The sequence below is a fragment of the Proteus sp. G4415 genome (assembly GCF_963896075.1).
GTDB classification, from domain to species: domain Bacteria; phylum Pseudomonadota; class Gammaproteobacteria; order Enterobacterales; family Enterobacteriaceae; genus Proteus; species Proteus mirabilis.
In genome coordinates this window covers 1-15,718 of record NZ_CAWQOK010000073.1, presented here as the reverse complement: position 1 = coordinate 15,718, position 15,718 = coordinate 1, and the positions used below count along the sequence as shown (strand labels likewise).

The window sequence follows — 15,718 nt, the reverse complement described above, 5'->3', positions numbered from 1 at the left end:
TCACTAAACTAGAATAAGCTTAAACTTATTTTGATTTGGTGATCCTATGAGTAACGGCATTACATTGCGTGTGAAAGGAAAGGTTCAAGGTGTTGGCTTTCGCCCCTTTGTTTGGCAATTAGCACATCATTTTGGTTTATTAGGGCAGGTGAGTAATGATAGCTTAGGAGTATTGATCCACTTAACGTTATCATCGCAAAATCAACACTTTATTAATGCATTAACAGCTCAATGTCCTCCTCTTGCACGCATTGAACGTATTGAACAAACACCTTATCAATGGGAGCAACTCCCCACGGACTTTACTATTGTAAAAAGTGGTGGTGGAGAAATGGATACACAAGTTGTACCTGATGCAGCGACTTGTCAGGCTTGTATTGATGAGTTGTTTGATCCACAAAATCGTCGTTATCACTATCCTTTTATAAACTGCACCCATTGCGGCCCCCGTTTTACTATTATAAAAAAAATGCCTTACGACAGGCCTTTTACCTCAATGTCTGCGTTTCCATTTTGTCCGACTTGCCAACATGAATATCAAGATCCCGCAGATAGGCGTTTTCATGCACAACCTAATGCCTGTCCTGTCTGTGGGCCTCATATTTGGTTGGCAGATCATCAAGGGCAACAACTTGCAATAAAAGAGCGGGCATTAACGCAAGCTTGTCAGGCGCTATTAGCGGGGAAAATTGTTGCTGTAAAAGGCATTGGTGGCTTTCATTTAGTCTGTGACGCACGCAATAGTGAAAGTGTTGCGCGTTTAAGAGCGCGTAAACATCGTCCAGCCAAACCACTTGCGGTGATGTTAACCGGGACTGAGCAGATCCAAAAACCGAGCGATAATGCCGAGTTTTACTCAAAAGTGATAGAAACATTAACCAGTACCGCAGCACCTATCGTACTTATTCCTAAAGAAATCGCCCCTATTTCATTAAGTGAACTGATTGCACCTGGATTAACAGAAGTAGGTGTTATGTTACCAGCTAATCCTTTGCAACATCTTCTCGCACATGAAACACAAATTCCATTAGTCATGACCTCTGGTAATGCGACGGGACACACTCCTGCATTAACCAATGAAGAGGCGTTAATTCAGCTTGGTGATATTGCAGAATTATTTCTAATGCATAATAGGGAGATTATACAAAGAGCGGACGATTCATTAGTGCGTATTGAAGATGGTCAGTGTGTGATGATCCGCCGTTCACGGGGTTATGTACCAGATGCTATCGCATTGCCAACCACTTTTGATGCACAACCTGCAATTTTGGCTTTAGGAGGGGATCTGAAAAATGTGTTTTGTCTCTTAAAAGAGCACCAAGCTATTATGGGGCCGCATTTAGGTGATTTAGATGATTTAAGTGTGAGGCAACAATTACTAAAATCACTCACGCTGTTTCAACAGATCTATCGTTTTACGCCCAAAGCGATTGCCATTGATGCTCATCCTAATTATATCAGCCATCAAATAGGTAAACAGCTAGCTGAACAGCAACATATTCCTGTTATAGAAGTTCCCCATCACCATGCACATATTGTCTCTTGCTTAGCAGAGCATGGACATACACAGCAACAAGGCGCAGTAATTGGTATAGCCCTTGATGGTCTAGGGTATGGACAAGATGGCTCTTTATGGGGAGGCGAGTGTTTGCTGGTGGATTATAAAAAATCTCAACGTATTGGCGGGCTACCTGCGGTTGCTATGCCGGGAGGAAATTTAGCTTCAATACAGCCTTGGCGAAATTGGTTCGCACATTTAGCTACTTTTACAAAAGATTGGCAAGGTAGTGTTATCACCCAAGCAATTCCGCTCACTGAGTTACAGATTTTGAGTAAGGCAGTGGCTCGTGGTTTAAATTCACCGCTAGCATCATCTTGTGGACGATTATTTGACGCAGTTGCTTGCTCTTTGGGATTATCACCTAAACAAATAAGCTGGGAAGGCGAAGCGGCATGCTACTTACAAAGCGCTGCGTTACAGTGTCACGTAGATCGGTATGCTGATATCATCAAGCAATATGGACATTTAATGCCTGTAAAAGATAAGCATGTTGATTTGTCCATTTTCTGGTCACAATGGGAAAGCATCACATTGAATACCAGTGAGAAGGCTTGGTTATTTCACTATTTATTAGCCGAAAGTTTGGGTGATATTGCTCTGCAAGCTGCGCAAGAACATCAGATTGATACTATTGTTTTAACAGGAGGGGTATTCAATAATATCTTACTTAAGGATCTGTTTAAGCAAAAATTAAACAATAAAAAGGTATTAACCCCTATGATATTGCCATCTGGTGATGGTGGAATTGCATTAGGACAAGCACTTATTGCCAGTCATTTTATGTAAAAAATAAAATGATTGTAATCTATTAGCTAACTTTTAGTGCACCATAACAACAGTCGTTTTTTGGTCACTGTTTTATCAAAGACAATATGGAAAATCATCGTGAGTAAAAAGAAAATTGTTATTTCTTTAGCCATAATCGCTGGATTGAGTACACCGACAGCCTTTGCGGGAGAATGGTCAATAGGGGGTTCTGTATTATCACAAGTAACACCTTATAAGGGTGCTAAATCTAAAGACTATTTATTACCTGTACCTTTGGTTAATTATCAATCTGAAAATTTCTATTTTGCGACATTAGCCGCAGGATATTATTTATGGAATTCACCGAAAGATCAGCTGTCTGTCGATGTTCACTATTACCCACAAGCATTTAAACCAAGTGACTCTGATGATGAGCAGATGAAAAAACTTAATCGTCGCCGTGATACCGTCATGGGTGGATTCACCTATAAACATCATGAGTCATGGGGAAGTTTACGAGGGATTATTTCAGGTGATCTTTTAGGTAAAAGTAATGGCATTATTGCTGATGCTGCTTACCTTTATCCTTTTGAACTAGGCAATTGGTCACTTCAACCGGGAATTGGTGCTGTTTGGGAAAATAAAAAGCAGAATCGTTACGCATATGGGATTAGTCAGGGAGAATCTCAGCGTAGTGGTTTAGCAGAATATCGACCAAATGATAGCTGGAGACCTTATGTTGAAATCTCAGCTAACTATAAGTTTGCTGAAAACTGGGATTTCTTCGCGATGGGACGAGTGGATCGCTTACCCAGCGAAGTTAAAGATAGCCCGATGGTAAATAAATCGGTAACGGCTATTTTATGGACAGGTGTCACTTATACTTTCTAACGGTAAAACGGTAAGTTAAGTTGCTTTCGATAACTAAAAGCTTCGAATTTGTTCGAAGCTTTTTTCGTTCGACAAAGTAGAGTGGCAAACTATTTTTCAGCAATATTTTTGCGTACGCGTATCACAGCAGATAAACGTCCAGGATGAACATTATCCGGCTTAAGTGGACGATGAATACGAGCTGTTTCAACACATGCCATTTTACGGTAACCACCTGAGCTCATATCTTTCATTGAACTGGCGAGTTCTGCACCTGGATTCCAACAAACGACATCACTGTGATGATAATGGTGAACCTCAATAGTACGATCCCAACCATCATCATGAATAAGATTAAAATCTTCAGGTTCAGTATAAAGTCTGTCAGTACGGCCGTTAAAGCGTAGGGCTGTTTCGTTGGTATAAACTTCTTTATCCGCCACTGTGTCAATATAGTGACTACCAAGGCCTGTAATGGAAACTTTATCGATATCACTGACATTAAAATAGGAGTGTAGCGCCGCAGTGGCTTCATAGTCACCGTATGACTCTAATTCAATTTCACAGGTATCACCTAATTTAAATCGAGCAATAACAGTAAATTCATGAGGCCAATACTTTTGAGTTTGTGCACTTTCTTTGAGTGTCATGGTGATAAGCACTCCGTCTTCTTGTTCAGAATGAGCACTAAATTCCCAAGGTAAGATACGTGCAAATCCATGGCTTGGGGTTCCCGCTGAGGCAAACCAAGGCCAACAAATAGGGATACCACCACGAATAGCAACACCGGGAGTAAATAAGGCATCTTCACTGAGCCACAAAACGGGATGCGTTTGTGCGGGTTGCCATGCGATAAGATGGGCACCTTGAAGACTAATAGCCGCACGTACTTTGGGGTGAGAGATCACCAGAATAGGGAGTTCACCTAATTGGCGTCGACTTAAGTAAGGTGATATTTGTTCAATAACCGGCAAAGAAAAAATTTTCTCATTCATTATTTTATAACCTTATGTCGCGGACTATTTGAATACAATAAACTGCCGAGTAAAAAAATAAAAGAGCCACCGAAAGGGTGGCTCTAAAATCAATCTTGGCTTTCTAAACTCTAATTATTTAGAGATATGAGAAATCAGATCTAGAACTTTGTTTGAATAACCAACTTCGTTATCGTACCAAGAAACTAATTTAACAAAGTTGTCATTCAGCGCGATACCTGCTTTAGCATCGAATACTGAAGTTAATACTTCACCGTTGAAGTCAGTTGAAACAACTGCATCTTCAGTGTAACCCAGAACGCCTTTCAGTTCGCCTTCGGCAGCTTCTTTGATTGCTTCACAGATTTGAGCATAAGTTGCTGGTTTTTCCAGACGTGCAGTTAAGTCAACAACAGAAACGTTAGGAGTAGGAACACGGAAAGACATACCAGTCAGTTTGCCATTCAGTTCAGGAATAACTTTACCTACTGCTTTAGCAGCACCAGTTGATGAAGGGATGATGTTTTGAGAAGCACCACGACCACCACGCCAGTCTTTCATTGAAGGACCATCAACAGTACGTTGAGTTGCAGTTGTTGCGTGAACAGTTGTCATCAGACCTTCAACGATACCGAATTTGTCGTTGATAACTTTTGCTAAAGGCGCTAAGCAGTTAGTTGTACAAGATGCGTTAGAAACGATATCTTGACCTGCATATGATTTGTGGTTTACACCCATAACGAACATAGGTGTGCTGTCTTTTGAAGGACCAGTCAGAACAACTTTTTTCGCACCAGCTTGGATGTGTTTACGTGCAGTTTCGTCAGTTAAGAACAGACCAGTTGCTTCAGCAACAACATCAACACCAATTTCGTTCCATTTCAGGTTTGCTGGATCTCTTTCTGATGTTACGCGGATGGTTTTACCATTAACAACGAGGTGGCCATCTTTTACTTCAACAGTACCGTTGAAACGACCATGAGTTGAATCGTATTTCAGCATGTATGCCATGTATTCTGCGTCTAACAGATCGTTAATACCTACGATTTCGATATCTGAACGTTCTTGTGCAGCACGGAAAACGATGCGGCCGATACGACCAAAACCATTAATACCTACTTTGATAGTCATATGTATTCCACCAGCTTTATTAGTGAATTAAAAAGTTGCTTCTAAAGTTACCAAAACCGCGCCAGTCGTCAAGCGGAATCGTGTCAATAATTGCAAAAAATCAATTAAAAAAACACTTTTTGCTTAAGGATTGGTCGTTTTAGATAAATATTACGCTGTGTATTATCGGGATCATTGCCGATAAATGAAGTTACCTTTGCTCCGTTATGTGAAATGTATCACATTTCAAAAACTAAAGATTACTCTCATTGATTTTAGACTATATTTTCCAGATTTGTTGTTAAATCTTTGTTATTATTTGCTGTTGTTTTAAAAAACATTTTTGTCAGTGTGAGGTGTTTATGAGCAATAATGAAAAAAAAGTGCATATTTCAAGTGATAACAATCACATTGATTTATCAAACCTCAATGAAATGCAGCATTATGTGACGCAACAGCGGGGTACTGAACCGCCGTTTAGTGGTAAATTATTACATAATAGAGAAACAGGTATTTATCATTGCTTATGTTGTTCTGCGCCTTTGTTTTATTCGGAAACTAAATTTGATGCAGGATGTGGCTGGCCAAGTTTTTATCAACCTGTAAGTGATGATGCAATTCTTTATCTTGATGATTTTTCGCATAATATGAAAAGAACAGAGATCCGCTGTCATCAATGTGGTGCTCATTTAGGGCATGTATTTAATGATGGCCCAGCACCGACAGGACAACGTTATTGTGTTAATTCTGCCTCTTTGGCATTTAGCAATACAGAAACAGGTGAAGTGCAAAAGGGCTAAATAGTCGCTATTAACAATAAATTAACAAATAAAAAAACGATTCAGCTTTTGCGTGGTAATTTGATATATGGAGCAATCAATGGAAGTTAATGATTTAATTTCAATGGTCACACCTGAGATTTATCAACGTCTTTCTACCGCAGTTGAGCTAGGTAAATGGCCAGACGGCGTTGCACTCACGGCAGAGCAAAAAGAGCATTGCATGCAAATTGTTCTCTTATGGCAAGCGCAGAATAACCATAATCCGGAACATATGACGGTTGGCACAAACGGACAAATTACGATGAAAAGCAAACAAGAGCTAAAAGCGCAATTTCAAGCTGAACGTTTAGCCACATTAACACCAATGGATGATGATTAAGACGTTTTTAAATTTAAATAATGAAAGTTAGCGTAACGGTGGTGATTTATTAGTTTATTATTTGGATAAATCACCACTTTTTAGTTCTACTATTCATACAAGTAGAGAATGATAATTGCTAATCATGTTGTTTATATTATTTGTCACTTTTAAGCATTGTTACTGAATCAACTAAAACTGCCCCATGTTGTTGCATTTGATTAAATGCGAGTTGGCTATCATCTGGTTGAATATTGACACCTCGACAACCATCCATAACCACTGATACTTGATAACCCAATTGTAATGCATCTAACACGGTAAATTTAACGCAATAATCAGTTGCTATCCCTAAAATGGTGAGATGCTCGATCTGCATGCTTTGTAAAAGAGTATGTAATCCTGTTTGATATTCATGGTCATTATCAAAAAAAGCACTATAACTATCGATAAGTCGATTTTGGCCTTTATAAATAATATGACTAATTAAATCATCTGTTAATAAGGGATGAAAGTCAGCGCCATGGCTATTTTGTACACAATGCACTGGCCACCAAACTTGTGGGCGGCCATTTAATTGGCCAATTTCGCCAACAACAGTACCTGAATTTTTTGCAAAGCTGAGATGATCTGCGGGATGCCAATCTTTACTCGCAATAATAGGACGCTGATGGCGTTGAAAATAATCAATAAGCCGATTTGCCGTATCTATGACGGTATCACTTTCCTTAACAGCCAATGCGCCATCGGTGCAGAAATCATTTTGTAGATCAACTAATAATAACGCTGAATTTTTCACAGGAGTTACCTTTGATTAGACCTAGTCGTCATCGTTTAATGTCATTTCACCACGGAGATTTTGTTGCATTAAACGGCAGATCTCAGTATAGCTATATTGCTGACTAAGTAGATAGTGGAGTTTAGTTAACGCTGCTTCAAAAGTCATATCATAACCACTGATCACCCCAACATCGGCGAGTGCTTGTCCTGTTGCATAGCCCCCCATATTGACACGACCAGAAATACATTGCGTTAGGTTAACCACGACAATACCGCGCTCAGTTGCTTCGCGTAGCGTTGATAACAAGGCGGGATGAGAAGGGGCATTACCCACACCATAAGAGCGCAAAATAAGTGCCTTAACGGGTTGCATTAAGATATTTTTCACCACCTCATCAGAAAGTCCCGGATATATTGTTACCACACCAATTGGTTGAGGGGTAATATGATGAGCAATAAACTCACCTTTTGGCTTAGGTAATGGGTTTATTTTAAACGTTTTAATATTAATGCCTGCTTCTAATAAAGGTGCACTATTAGGAGAAGCAAAAGCATTGAAGCCATCTGCATGTGCTTTTATCGCACGATTACCACGATACAGAGTATTGTTGAAAAACAGTGCAACTTCATTAATCGGATGATGTGCAGCAATATAGAGAGCATTTAATAGGTTAGTTTGTCCATCTGAGCGTAAAGCTTCTAATGGAATTTGAGAGCCGGTGACGATAACCGGTTTTGCCAGCCCCTCAAACATAAAGGAAAGTGCAGAAGCGGTAAATGCCATGGTATCGGTACCATGCAAGATGACAAAACCATCATAGTGGCAATAATTCTCGCTAATATCATCAGCGATAGATTGCCAATCTTCAGGGGTAATATTTGATGAATCAATTAAAGGAAGGTGCTCTTTGATTGTGAAATTGGGCATCTCTTCACGATGGAATTCGGGCATCTTAGCTAATTGGCGTTGTAAATGTCCTGATACAGGTATATAGCCGTGATCAGAATGTTGCATACCGATAGTTCCACCAGTATACACAACGTAAATGGATTTTTTTTGCATCAGACCTAACACTCTTATGAATTAAGCGATAAGAAAGAGTTGATTATAGGGGGTTTGCAGAATAAAAAAAGAAAGGGGAGACAAAAAGCACAATTGAAATACAGCAATTGATGTTTTAAATCATTATTTACACCATTTAGCAAAATAACTAAAAAATAATCAAAGGCTAAGATAATCCCGCCCATATTGAGCGGGAGCACACTTATTTATTGAATATCACCACAAGATAAACAATACGCATAGCGGTTTTGCGGATCGTTCATATTACGATAAAACTCAGTTTGTGTTTTAACTTCTTTAAATACCGGTGCAGGTAAATAGGCTTGTAATGGATCAGGAATAATGGCTTTTGCATTGGCCGATAAGCTCATTAATATTTGCTCTGATAAGCTTAATTCCGGTTTCATCCAATCAATGACTGGTTGTTTGATTTTTGCCATGGTTGCTGCTGCATTAATAGCATCATCGAAATCACCAAATTCATCAACTAATCCTACTTGTTTAGCATCAACGCCAACCCAAACACGACCTTGCGCAATACGATCAACTTGTGCCGGTGTTTTATTACGTGATTCAGCTACTAATTTCAGGAATGTTTTATAGCCACTTTCAATATTAAGTTGGAATAGCTCTGAAAAATCTTCTGGTAATTTATTGGTTACCGAAAGCCCTGCAAGAGGTGATGTACTCACGCCATCACTATGCACACCTATTGATTCTAAGCTATTTTCAAAGGTATTGATGACACCAAATATACCAATAGAGCCTGTTAATGTTGAAGGGCTAGCGATAATTTTACTCGCAGGTGTAGAGATCCAATATCCCCCTGATGCAGCCATTCCGCCCATTGAAACCACGACATGTTTTTTCTCTTGTTTAAAGGCGGCTATTTCACTGCGGATCTGCTCAGATGCAGACACACTACCACCGGGGCTATTAACTCGTAATACTAATGCTCTAATATTAGGATTTAAACGCGCTTGACGGATTTGATTAGCAATGGTTGAACCACCTGCGGAGCCAGGAATGCTTTCACCATCAATAATTGCGCCTTGAACGACCACAACCGCAATATTGCCGTCTTCGTTTTCTGGGGCGAATGCGGTGAGGTTATCAGCATAATCATAAATACTAATATTGTTAAACTGCTTAGCTTCATGATCCCATTGAAAGGTCTCTTTCATATCCGCTTCAAATTGGGCATAAGAGCTAACAGTATCGACCAATTTGCGATTAAGTGCATAAGTAGCATTATCGCCATCGGCTTTACGTAACTCGACAATCATCTCTTTTGCACCAGGGAAAACATCTTCCTTGGTAATACTACGATTTTCTGCAACTTGCGTTAAATAATTAGACCAGAGTACGGAAACTAATCGACTAGATGCGGCTCGGGCTTCATCAGACATATTATCGCGCATCAGCGGTTCAACAGCTGATTTATAGGTTCCTACACGGAATATATGGGTATTAACTTTAAGTTTTTCTAATAGCGATTTGTAATAGAGATTACTAAAACCTAAACCATAAATACCCACAGCACCTTGTGATGCTAAATAAATTTTATCTGCATAAGAGGCTAAGTAATATTGCGGTTGGCTATAATAACCACTAATCGCATAGATAGGTTTACCTGTTTTTTTAAATTCAGTCAGCGCTTTACCAACATAATTGAGTGAAGGTTGGTCTGCCCCAGCAAATTCGTCAAGTTTTAGTACCATTCCTTTAATTTTGGGGTCAGTCGCTGCTTTGCGTAAGGTATCAACGACTTCGAATAACGAATTTTCTTGTAACTGGCTACCCGAAACACCCAAAAGCTCTCGGCTCATTTGCCCTAAAGGATTTTGGTTAGCTGTTTGGTCAACAATAACTCCTTTTAAATCAACCAGTAATGCACCTTGGTAATCGGTAGGTTTTTGCGTTTCTTGGACGATGAAATAGAGTCCTACACCCATAAAAAGTAGAAAGAAGAAAATAACGTTTAAGATTAGTTTCCTGATAAAGTTAATCGCCTGCCAACTAAATCGAAAAATAGTACCGATTAACTCCATAATTTTACTCATATTATCTCCACATCATGTAAAGCTAAAAATTAATCCTAAACAGTTATGCTAGAATTGATGGTAAAGGTTTAAGTTTCTATTATTAAAGTATTTATTTCAATATTGAGCGACTCAAGAAATTAGCTGTATAGCCACAACATACCTTATTTACATGAGAGTATGCCTTGCAGGTGAACAATAGACAGCAAAGGTCACGGCTATTTTTAGAATAAAAAACGCTAATATTCCCTACATCTCACTTCGATCCTTTAATAACAAAACTCGATTGACTACTTAGACTGCAAATATTTAAACACCATTCTAATATAGCGACTAGCGAAAGTCTGTCACGTATTTTATTGCGCTTGGGCAGTGTATTACACCTAAAAGCTAACACATTCATATTTTGAACAAACGCTCAATATTGGCTTAAGTACAATCCTATTTTAGCTAAAAATATCCGCTTAAATTTCTCGGTGGTGGTAATATAACATTTTGTTATACTGCGAATTGATAACAACTGTCTATCCCTGCCCTTAAGGGATTTTGCTACAATAATACTGACAGGAGAATACAAAAATGGATGCATTAACACTGCTTTTAAATCGACGTTCAGCGTCTCGACTGACTACTCCAGCCCCAAATAACCAACAGCTTGAAGCTATTTTACAAGCAGGTATGAGAGCCCCCGATCATGGCGCCCTTAAACCTTGGCACTTTGTCGTGATGAAAGAGGATGGTATTGAGCGTTTTAGCCAATTATTACATAAAGCGGCGGTGGTGAGTCAACTAGGTGCTGAGGTAGAAGAAAAAGCAAAAAACGCACCTTTTCGTGCACCTTTAATTATTATCGTGATTGCCAAAGTTAAAGCGCATCCTAAAGTTCCTGAATGGGAGCAAATTGTTGCGGCAGGCTGTTGTGTTCAGGCGATGCAAATGGCTGCAGTGGCACAAGGTTATAGTGGTATTTGGCGTTCAGGCTCTTGGACTCATGATCCAGTGGTAAGAGCGGGATTAGGTTGTGGAGAGCATGACCATATTGTTGGTTTCTTATATCTTGGTACTCCCGCATTGAAAGCACCTACAACGGTTTCTCCTGCTGATTTAACTGATTTTGTGACTTATTTTTAAAAGGATGACATGTTATGTCTGAAGCAATTCGTTTAACACAATACAGTCATGGTGCCGGATGTGGCTGCAAAATTTCACCAAAAGTTTTGGAAACGATTTTACATAGTGAACAGGCTAAGTTTCACGATCCCCATTTATTGGTTGGTAATGAAACGAAAGATGATGCCGCTGTTTATGATTTAGGTAATGGCACTGGAATTATCAGTACCACTGATTTTTTTATGCCAATTGTTGATAACCCCTATGACTTTGGGCGTATTGCGGCGACTAATGCGATTAGTGATATTTTCGCTATGGGGGGTAAACCTATTATGGCAATAGCAATTTTAGGTTGGCCAATTGATAAACTTGCGCCTGAAATTGCTCGTGAAGTTATCGAAGGTGGGCGAGCCGCCTGTCAAGAAGCGGGGATTTCCCTTGCTGGTGGGCATTCGATTGATGCCCCTGAGCCTATTTTTGGTTTAGCGGTAACGGGCGTTGTACCGGTGAGTAAAATTAAGAAAAACAGTGCTGCTAAAGCAGGATGCCAACTTTTTTTAACTAAACCTTTAGGTATTGGGGTATTAACTACCGCAGAGAAAAAAGGCTTATTAAAACCTGAGCATCAGGGCCTAGCTACTGAAATTATGTGCCGTATGAATAAAGCCGGTACTGATTTTTCTGATATTGAAGGGGTCACGGCAATGACCGATGTGACAGGTTTTGGTCTATTAGGTCACCTTAGCGAGATTTGTGAAGGCTCTGGATTACAAGCCACTATTCACTTTTCACAAGTACCACGATTACCTGAAGTAGAAGCGTATATAGAGCAAGGATGTGTACCGGGCGGTACTGGACGTAATTTTGAAAGTTATGGCCATTTGATTGGTAATATCAGCGAAATGCAACGTAAATTATTATGTGATCCGCAAACTTCAGGTGGCTTATTACTGGCAGTACAGCCAGAAGCCGTTGAGCAAGTAAAAGAAGTTGCTAAACGCTTTAATATTGATTTGACCTCGATCGGTGAATTAACAGAGCCGAAAGCAGGAAGAGCGTTAATCGAAGTGACAAACTAACGTAATGAGATTATTTATTGCAGAAAAACCCAGCCTTGCTCGAGCTATTGCTGATGTATTACCAAAACCGCATAAACGTGGTGATGGTTTTATTGTTTGTGGTGATAACCAGTATGTGACGTGGTGTGTTGGTCATTTACTTGAGCAGGCTGAGCCGGATGCATATGATCCGCGCTATGCGCGTTGGTCGTTAGATGATTTGCCCATTATTCCGAATAAATGGCAACTCAAACCGCGCGCTGATGTGAAAAAACAGCTAGAGACGATCAACACATTACTAAAACAAGCCGATGAAGTGATCCACGCAGGAGACCCCGATCGCGAAGGGCAACTGTTAGTAGATGAAGTACTTAATTACCTTAATATTAGTGATGCTCAAAGGAAACAGGCACGCCGCTGCCTGATTAACGATTTAAACCCCGCCGCGGTATCTCGAGCAATTGATAAGCTCCGCTACAATCATGAATTTATTCCATTATGTGTTTCTGCCTTAGCAAGAGCGAGGGCGGATTGGCTATATGGCATTAACATGACACGCGCTTACACGTTATTAGGACAGCGCAATGGTTACCAAGGCGTACTTTCTGTTGGGCGAGTACAAACCCCGGTGCTAGGTTTAGTCGTACGCCGTGATGAAGAAATTGAAAACTTTGTACCGAAAGATTTTTTTGAAGTCAAAGCGCATATCGTTACTCCTGCAGATGAGCGATTTACCGCTATTTGGCAGCCGAGTGAACACTGCGAGCCTTGGCAAGATGAAGAAGGGCGTTTATTACATCGCAAATTAGCAGAGCATGTTGTTGATAGAATAGCTGGCAAGCCTGCTAATGTTACCGATTATCAAGATAAACAAGAGTCTGAAATAGCACCTTTGCCTTTTTCATTATCTGCTTTACAAATTGAAGCGGCGAAACGCTTTGGTTTAAGCGCTCAACAAGTGTTAGACACATGTCAACGCTTATATGAAACGCATAAACTTATTACTTATCCACGCTCCGATAGTCGCTATCTGCCTGATGAACACTTTGCTGGGCGTCATGCGGTGATGAATGCCATTAGTGTGCATGATAATAGTCTTTTACCACAAGAAACATTAGATATTGATAAAAAGAACCGTTGCTGGGATGACAAGAAAGTAGATGCGCACCATGCCATTATTCCTACTGCGAAAACAGGTAATATTTCATTAAGTGAAAATGAAAAGAATATTTACTATTTGATCGCCCGACAATATCTAATGCAATTTATGCCAGATGCGGTGTACCGCAAATGTGTGATTGAACTCGATATTGAGAATGGAAAGTTTATTGCTAAGGCACGATTTTTAGCACAAGCCGGCTGGCGTACCTTATTAGGTAGTAAAGAGCAAGATGCGGAAAATGATGGTAGCGCCTTACCTATTGTGGCTAAAGGTGATGAGTTACTTTGTGAAAAAGGCGAAATTGTTGCCAAGCAGACCCAACCACCAAGACCTTTTACAGATGCTACGCTACTTTCGGCTATGACCGGTATTGCACGTTTTGTGCAAGACAAAGAGCTAAAGAAAATCCTAAGAGCGACGGATGGGCTAGGTACTGAAGCGACTAGGGCTGGTATTATTGAATTACTGTTTAAACGCGGCTTTCTGCAAAAGAAAGGGCGAGCTATCAACTCGACACCAGCAGGAAGAGCATTAATTCATGTTTTGCCAGATATGGCGACATTACCCGATATGACCGCTCATTGGGAATCAATATTAACGCAAATTAGTGAGAAGCAATTTAAGTATCAAGATTTTATGATGCCATTAAGTAACACACTATTTGAATTAATTACTCAAGCTAAACGTCGTCCTAATATTCAAGCATTTAGAAACCTGCCTGCGCCTGCGCAGAATAAAAAACGTAAAGGTGCGACGAAAAAAAGTGCACAAGGGAAAAGTCGTTCAGCGCAGTCTCAATCTACGAATCGCAATATAAAGAGTGATGCTTAGTTGATTGTGTAAGACGCTAACTAATATATAAATAAACCCCACTTTTAATCTATTTAAAGTGGGGTTTATCAATAAGGGAGGAGAGGGAATTAAAGCTTAAACTCGGCCCAAACAGGTGCGTGATCGGAAGGTTTTTCCATCGCACGAATATCGTAGTCAATGCCGGTTGAAATACAATTATCTGCTAAGCAACGACTTGCTAGCAGTAAATCGATACGTAAGCCTCGGTTATCATCAAAGCCTTTTGAGCGATAATCAAACCAAGAAAATTGGTCTTCGACTTCAGGATGTTGGGCGCGGTAAGTATCGGTTAATCCCCAACCCATAAGCGTTGCTAACCACTCTCGCTCTTCCGGTAAAAATGAACATTTACCCATTTTTAGCCAACGTTTCATATTATTTTCGCCGATACCGATATCTTTATCGGTTGGGCTAATATTTAAATCCCCCATAATCAGTACGGGAGAGGAAGGCGTTAAGCTGGTGGTCAGATACTGCTGTAGATCAGCATAGAATTTTGCTTTAGCAGGGAATTTTGTCTCATGATCACGACTTTCACCTTGAGGGAAATAACCATTCATTACCGTTAATAATCCAGCGGGGGTTTCAATGTCCGCCATGATCATACGACGCTGAGCTTCTTCACCATCACCAGGGAATCCTTTACGTACCGCGACAGGTTTCGCCTTAGTTAACAAAGCCACACCATAATGGCCTTTCTGTCCATGATAAAAAACGTGGTAGCCCAAGGCACTGACAGTTTCTAATGGAAACATATCATCATGAACTTTTGTTTCTTGCAGTCCAATAACATCGGGTTGGTGTTTTTCTACAATGGCTTCGAGCTGATGAGGGCGAGCACGTAATCCATTAATATTGAATGAGACAAATTTCATGTGACTATAACCATTTATAGATTGAATAATAGGATAACTTATACTAACAGGATAATGAAATAAATGTAAGTCGGTTACATGCCAATGTTAATACCTGTCATCGAGATATAATCGCGTGATATAGATAAATCGTAGCCAAATAGCAAAATGTATGGCAACTAATAATATTAATAAGTTTATGCCTAACAAAAAATATTAATTAAATAAAGTAGAAACATAAACTATTCTTTGATAGAAGAATATAAGTATTATCATTTTTTATATGTAAAGCAAAATGACAGAATAAAAATATCAATTGAACTATAAATTATATTTATAGGAGGTGAAGATAATTAAAAATAATATTTATTTCGCATGGATTTCTTTCAGTTAAT

13 protein-coding genes are annotated in these 15,718 nt (G+C 39.7%); 7 read left to right on the top strand and 6 right to left on the bottom strand.

Annotation, left to right across the window (positions count from 1 at the left end):
* The first annotated feature begins 46 nt into the window (after window positions 1–46).
* Together hypF and AACU95_RS09375 are read left to right on the top strand one after the other, a co-directional pair.
* On the top strand, window positions 47–2,347 hold the full coding sequence (hypF, locus tag AACU95_RS09380) for a carbamoyltransferase HypF (protein WP_049200969.1): 2,301 nt from the start codon (window positions 47–49) through the stop codon (window positions 2,345–2,347).
* A gap of 99 nt (window positions 2,348–2,446) precedes the next feature.
* Complete coding sequence (locus AACU95_RS09375) at window positions 2,447–3,199, top strand: MipA/OmpV family protein (protein WP_004243270.1); 753 nt, start codon at window positions 2,447–2,449, stop codon at window positions 3,197–3,199.
* 89 nt (window positions 3,200–3,288) lie between these two features.
* Here AACU95_RS09375 and AACU95_RS09370 read toward each other — a convergent pair whose 3' ends face one another.
* Window positions 3,289–4,173 (bottom strand): D-hexose-6-phosphate mutarotase, encoded by an 885-nt coding sequence (locus AACU95_RS09370; RefSeq protein WP_012368016.1) that lies wholly within the window; start codon window positions 4,171–4,173, stop codon window positions 3,289–3,291.
* Between the two features lie 114 nt (window positions 4,174–4,287).
* Complete coding sequence (gene gapA, locus AACU95_RS09365) at window positions 4,288–5,283, bottom strand: glyceraldehyde-3-phosphate dehydrogenase (protein ID WP_004243268.1); 996 nt, start codon at window positions 5,281–5,283, stop codon at window positions 4,288–4,290.
* A gap of 341 nt (window positions 5,284–5,624) precedes the next feature.
* Here gapA and msrB point away from each other — a divergent pair, with 341 nt between their 5' ends.
* Together msrB and AACU95_RS09355 are read left to right on the top strand one after the other, a co-directional pair.
* Window positions 5,625–6,062 carry a peptide-methionine (R)-S-oxide reductase MsrB gene (gene msrB, locus AACU95_RS09360; RefSeq protein ID WP_004243267.1) on the top strand — a complete coding sequence of 146 codons (438 nt, stop codon included), beginning with the start codon at window positions 5,625–5,627 and terminating at the stop codon, window positions 6,060–6,062.
* A 79-nt stretch (window positions 6,063–6,141) separates the two neighbouring features.
* Complete coding sequence (locus AACU95_RS09355) at window positions 6,142–6,423, top strand: YeaC family protein (RefSeq protein ID WP_004248238.1); 282 nt, start codon at window positions 6,142–6,144, stop codon at window positions 6,421–6,423.
* Window positions 6,424–6,559: 136 nt separating this feature from the next.
* On the opposite strand, the gene pncA is transcribed toward AACU95_RS09355, so the two are convergent.
* The 3 genes from pncA to sppA all read right to left on the bottom strand — a co-directional run bounded on the left by pncA (window position 6,560) and on the right by sppA (window position 10,308).
* Window positions 6,560–7,201 (bottom strand): bifunctional nicotinamidase/pyrazinamidase, encoded by a 642-nt coding sequence (gene pncA, locus AACU95_RS09350; RefSeq protein WP_141192211.1) that lies wholly within the window; start codon window positions 7,199–7,201, stop codon window positions 6,560–6,562.
* Between the two features lie 21 nt (window positions 7,202–7,222).
* A complete protein-coding gene (gene ansA, locus AACU95_RS09345; protein WP_004243262.1) occupies window positions 7,223–8,245 on the bottom strand; it encodes an asparaginase in 1,023 nt (340 codons plus the stop codon).
* Between the two features lie 206 nt (window positions 8,246–8,451).
* Entirely contained in the window at window positions 8,452–10,308 is a 1,857-nt protein-coding gene (sppA, locus tag AACU95_RS09340; RefSeq protein WP_004248232.1) for a signal peptide peptidase SppA, read from the bottom strand.
* Window positions 10,309–10,866: 558 nt separating this feature from the next.
* Here sppA and AACU95_RS09335 point away from each other — a divergent pair.
* The 3 genes from AACU95_RS09335 to AACU95_RS09325 are packed head-to-tail and all read left to right on the top strand — an operon-like array spanning window position 10,867 to window position 14,448.
* The gene (locus AACU95_RS09335; RefSeq protein ID WP_161737242.1) at window positions 10,867–11,418 is read left to right on the top strand and encodes an NAD(P)H nitroreductase; all 552 of its coding nucleotides are present in this window, start codon (window positions 10,867–10,869) and stop codon (window positions 11,416–11,418) included.
* Window positions 11,419–11,432: 14 nt separating this feature from the next.
* Window positions 11,433–12,476: a selenide, water dikinase SelD gene (gene selD / locus AACU95_RS09330; protein ID WP_004243259.1), complete on the top strand. Its 1,044-nt coding sequence runs from the start codon at window positions 11,433–11,435 to the stop codon at window positions 12,474–12,476.
* Between the two features lie 4 nt (window positions 12,477–12,480).
* The gene (locus AACU95_RS09325) at window positions 12,481–14,448 is read left to right on the top strand and encodes a DNA topoisomerase III (RefSeq protein ID WP_004248229.1); all 1,968 of its coding nucleotides are present in this window, start codon (window positions 12,481–12,483) and stop codon (window positions 14,446–14,448) included.
* A gap of 89 nt (window positions 14,449–14,537) precedes the next feature.
* Here AACU95_RS09325 and xthA read toward each other — a convergent pair whose 3' ends face one another.
* Window positions 14,538–15,344 carry an exodeoxyribonuclease III gene (gene xthA, locus AACU95_RS09320; RefSeq protein ID WP_004248228.1) on the bottom strand — a complete coding sequence of 269 codons (807 nt, stop codon included), beginning with the start codon at window positions 15,342–15,344 and terminating at the stop codon, window positions 14,538–14,540.
* Window positions 15,345–15,718 lie beyond the last annotated feature (374 nt).

What these genes read in the sequence shown, in the direction of transcription:
- hypF (WP_049200969.1), top strand. Translation starts at nt 47, where the DNA reads ATGAGTAACGGCATTACATTGCGTGTGAAAGGAAAGGTTCAAGGTGTT.
- AACU95_RS09370 (WP_012368016.1), bottom strand. Translation starts at nt 4,173, where the DNA reads ATGAATGAGAAAATTTTTTCTTTGCCGGTTATTGAACAAATATCACCT.
- gapA (WP_004243268.1), bottom strand. Translation starts at nt 5,283, where the DNA reads ATGACTATCAAAGTAGGTATTAATGGTTTTGGTCGTATCGGCCGCATC.
- msrB (WP_004243267.1), top strand. Translation starts at nt 5,625, where the DNA reads ATGAGCAATAATGAAAAAAAAGTGCATATTTCAAGTGATAACAATCAC.
- AACU95_RS09355 (WP_004248238.1), top strand. Translation starts at nt 6,142, where the DNA reads ATGGAAGTTAATGATTTAATTTCAATGGTCACACCTGAGATTTATCAA.
- ansA (WP_004243262.1), bottom strand. Translation starts at nt 8,245, where the DNA reads ATGCAAAAAAAATCCATTTACGTTGTGTATACTGGTGGAACTATCGGT.
- sppA (WP_004248232.1), bottom strand. Translation starts at nt 10,308, where the DNA reads ATGAGTAAAATTATGGAGTTAATCGGTACTATTTTTCGATTTAGTTGG.
- AACU95_RS09335 (WP_161737242.1), top strand. Translation starts at nt 10,867, where the DNA reads ATGGATGCATTAACACTGCTTTTAAATCGACGTTCAGCGTCTCGACTG.
- selD (WP_004243259.1), top strand. Translation starts at nt 11,433, where the DNA reads ATGTCTGAAGCAATTCGTTTAACACAATACAGTCATGGTGCCGGATGT.
- AACU95_RS09325 (WP_004248229.1), top strand. Translation starts at nt 12,481, where the DNA reads ATGAGATTATTTATTGCAGAAAAACCCAGCCTTGCTCGAGCTATTGCT.
- xthA (WP_004248228.1), bottom strand. Translation starts at nt 15,344, where the DNA reads ATGAAATTTGTCTCATTCAATATTAATGGATTACGTGCTCGCCCTCAT.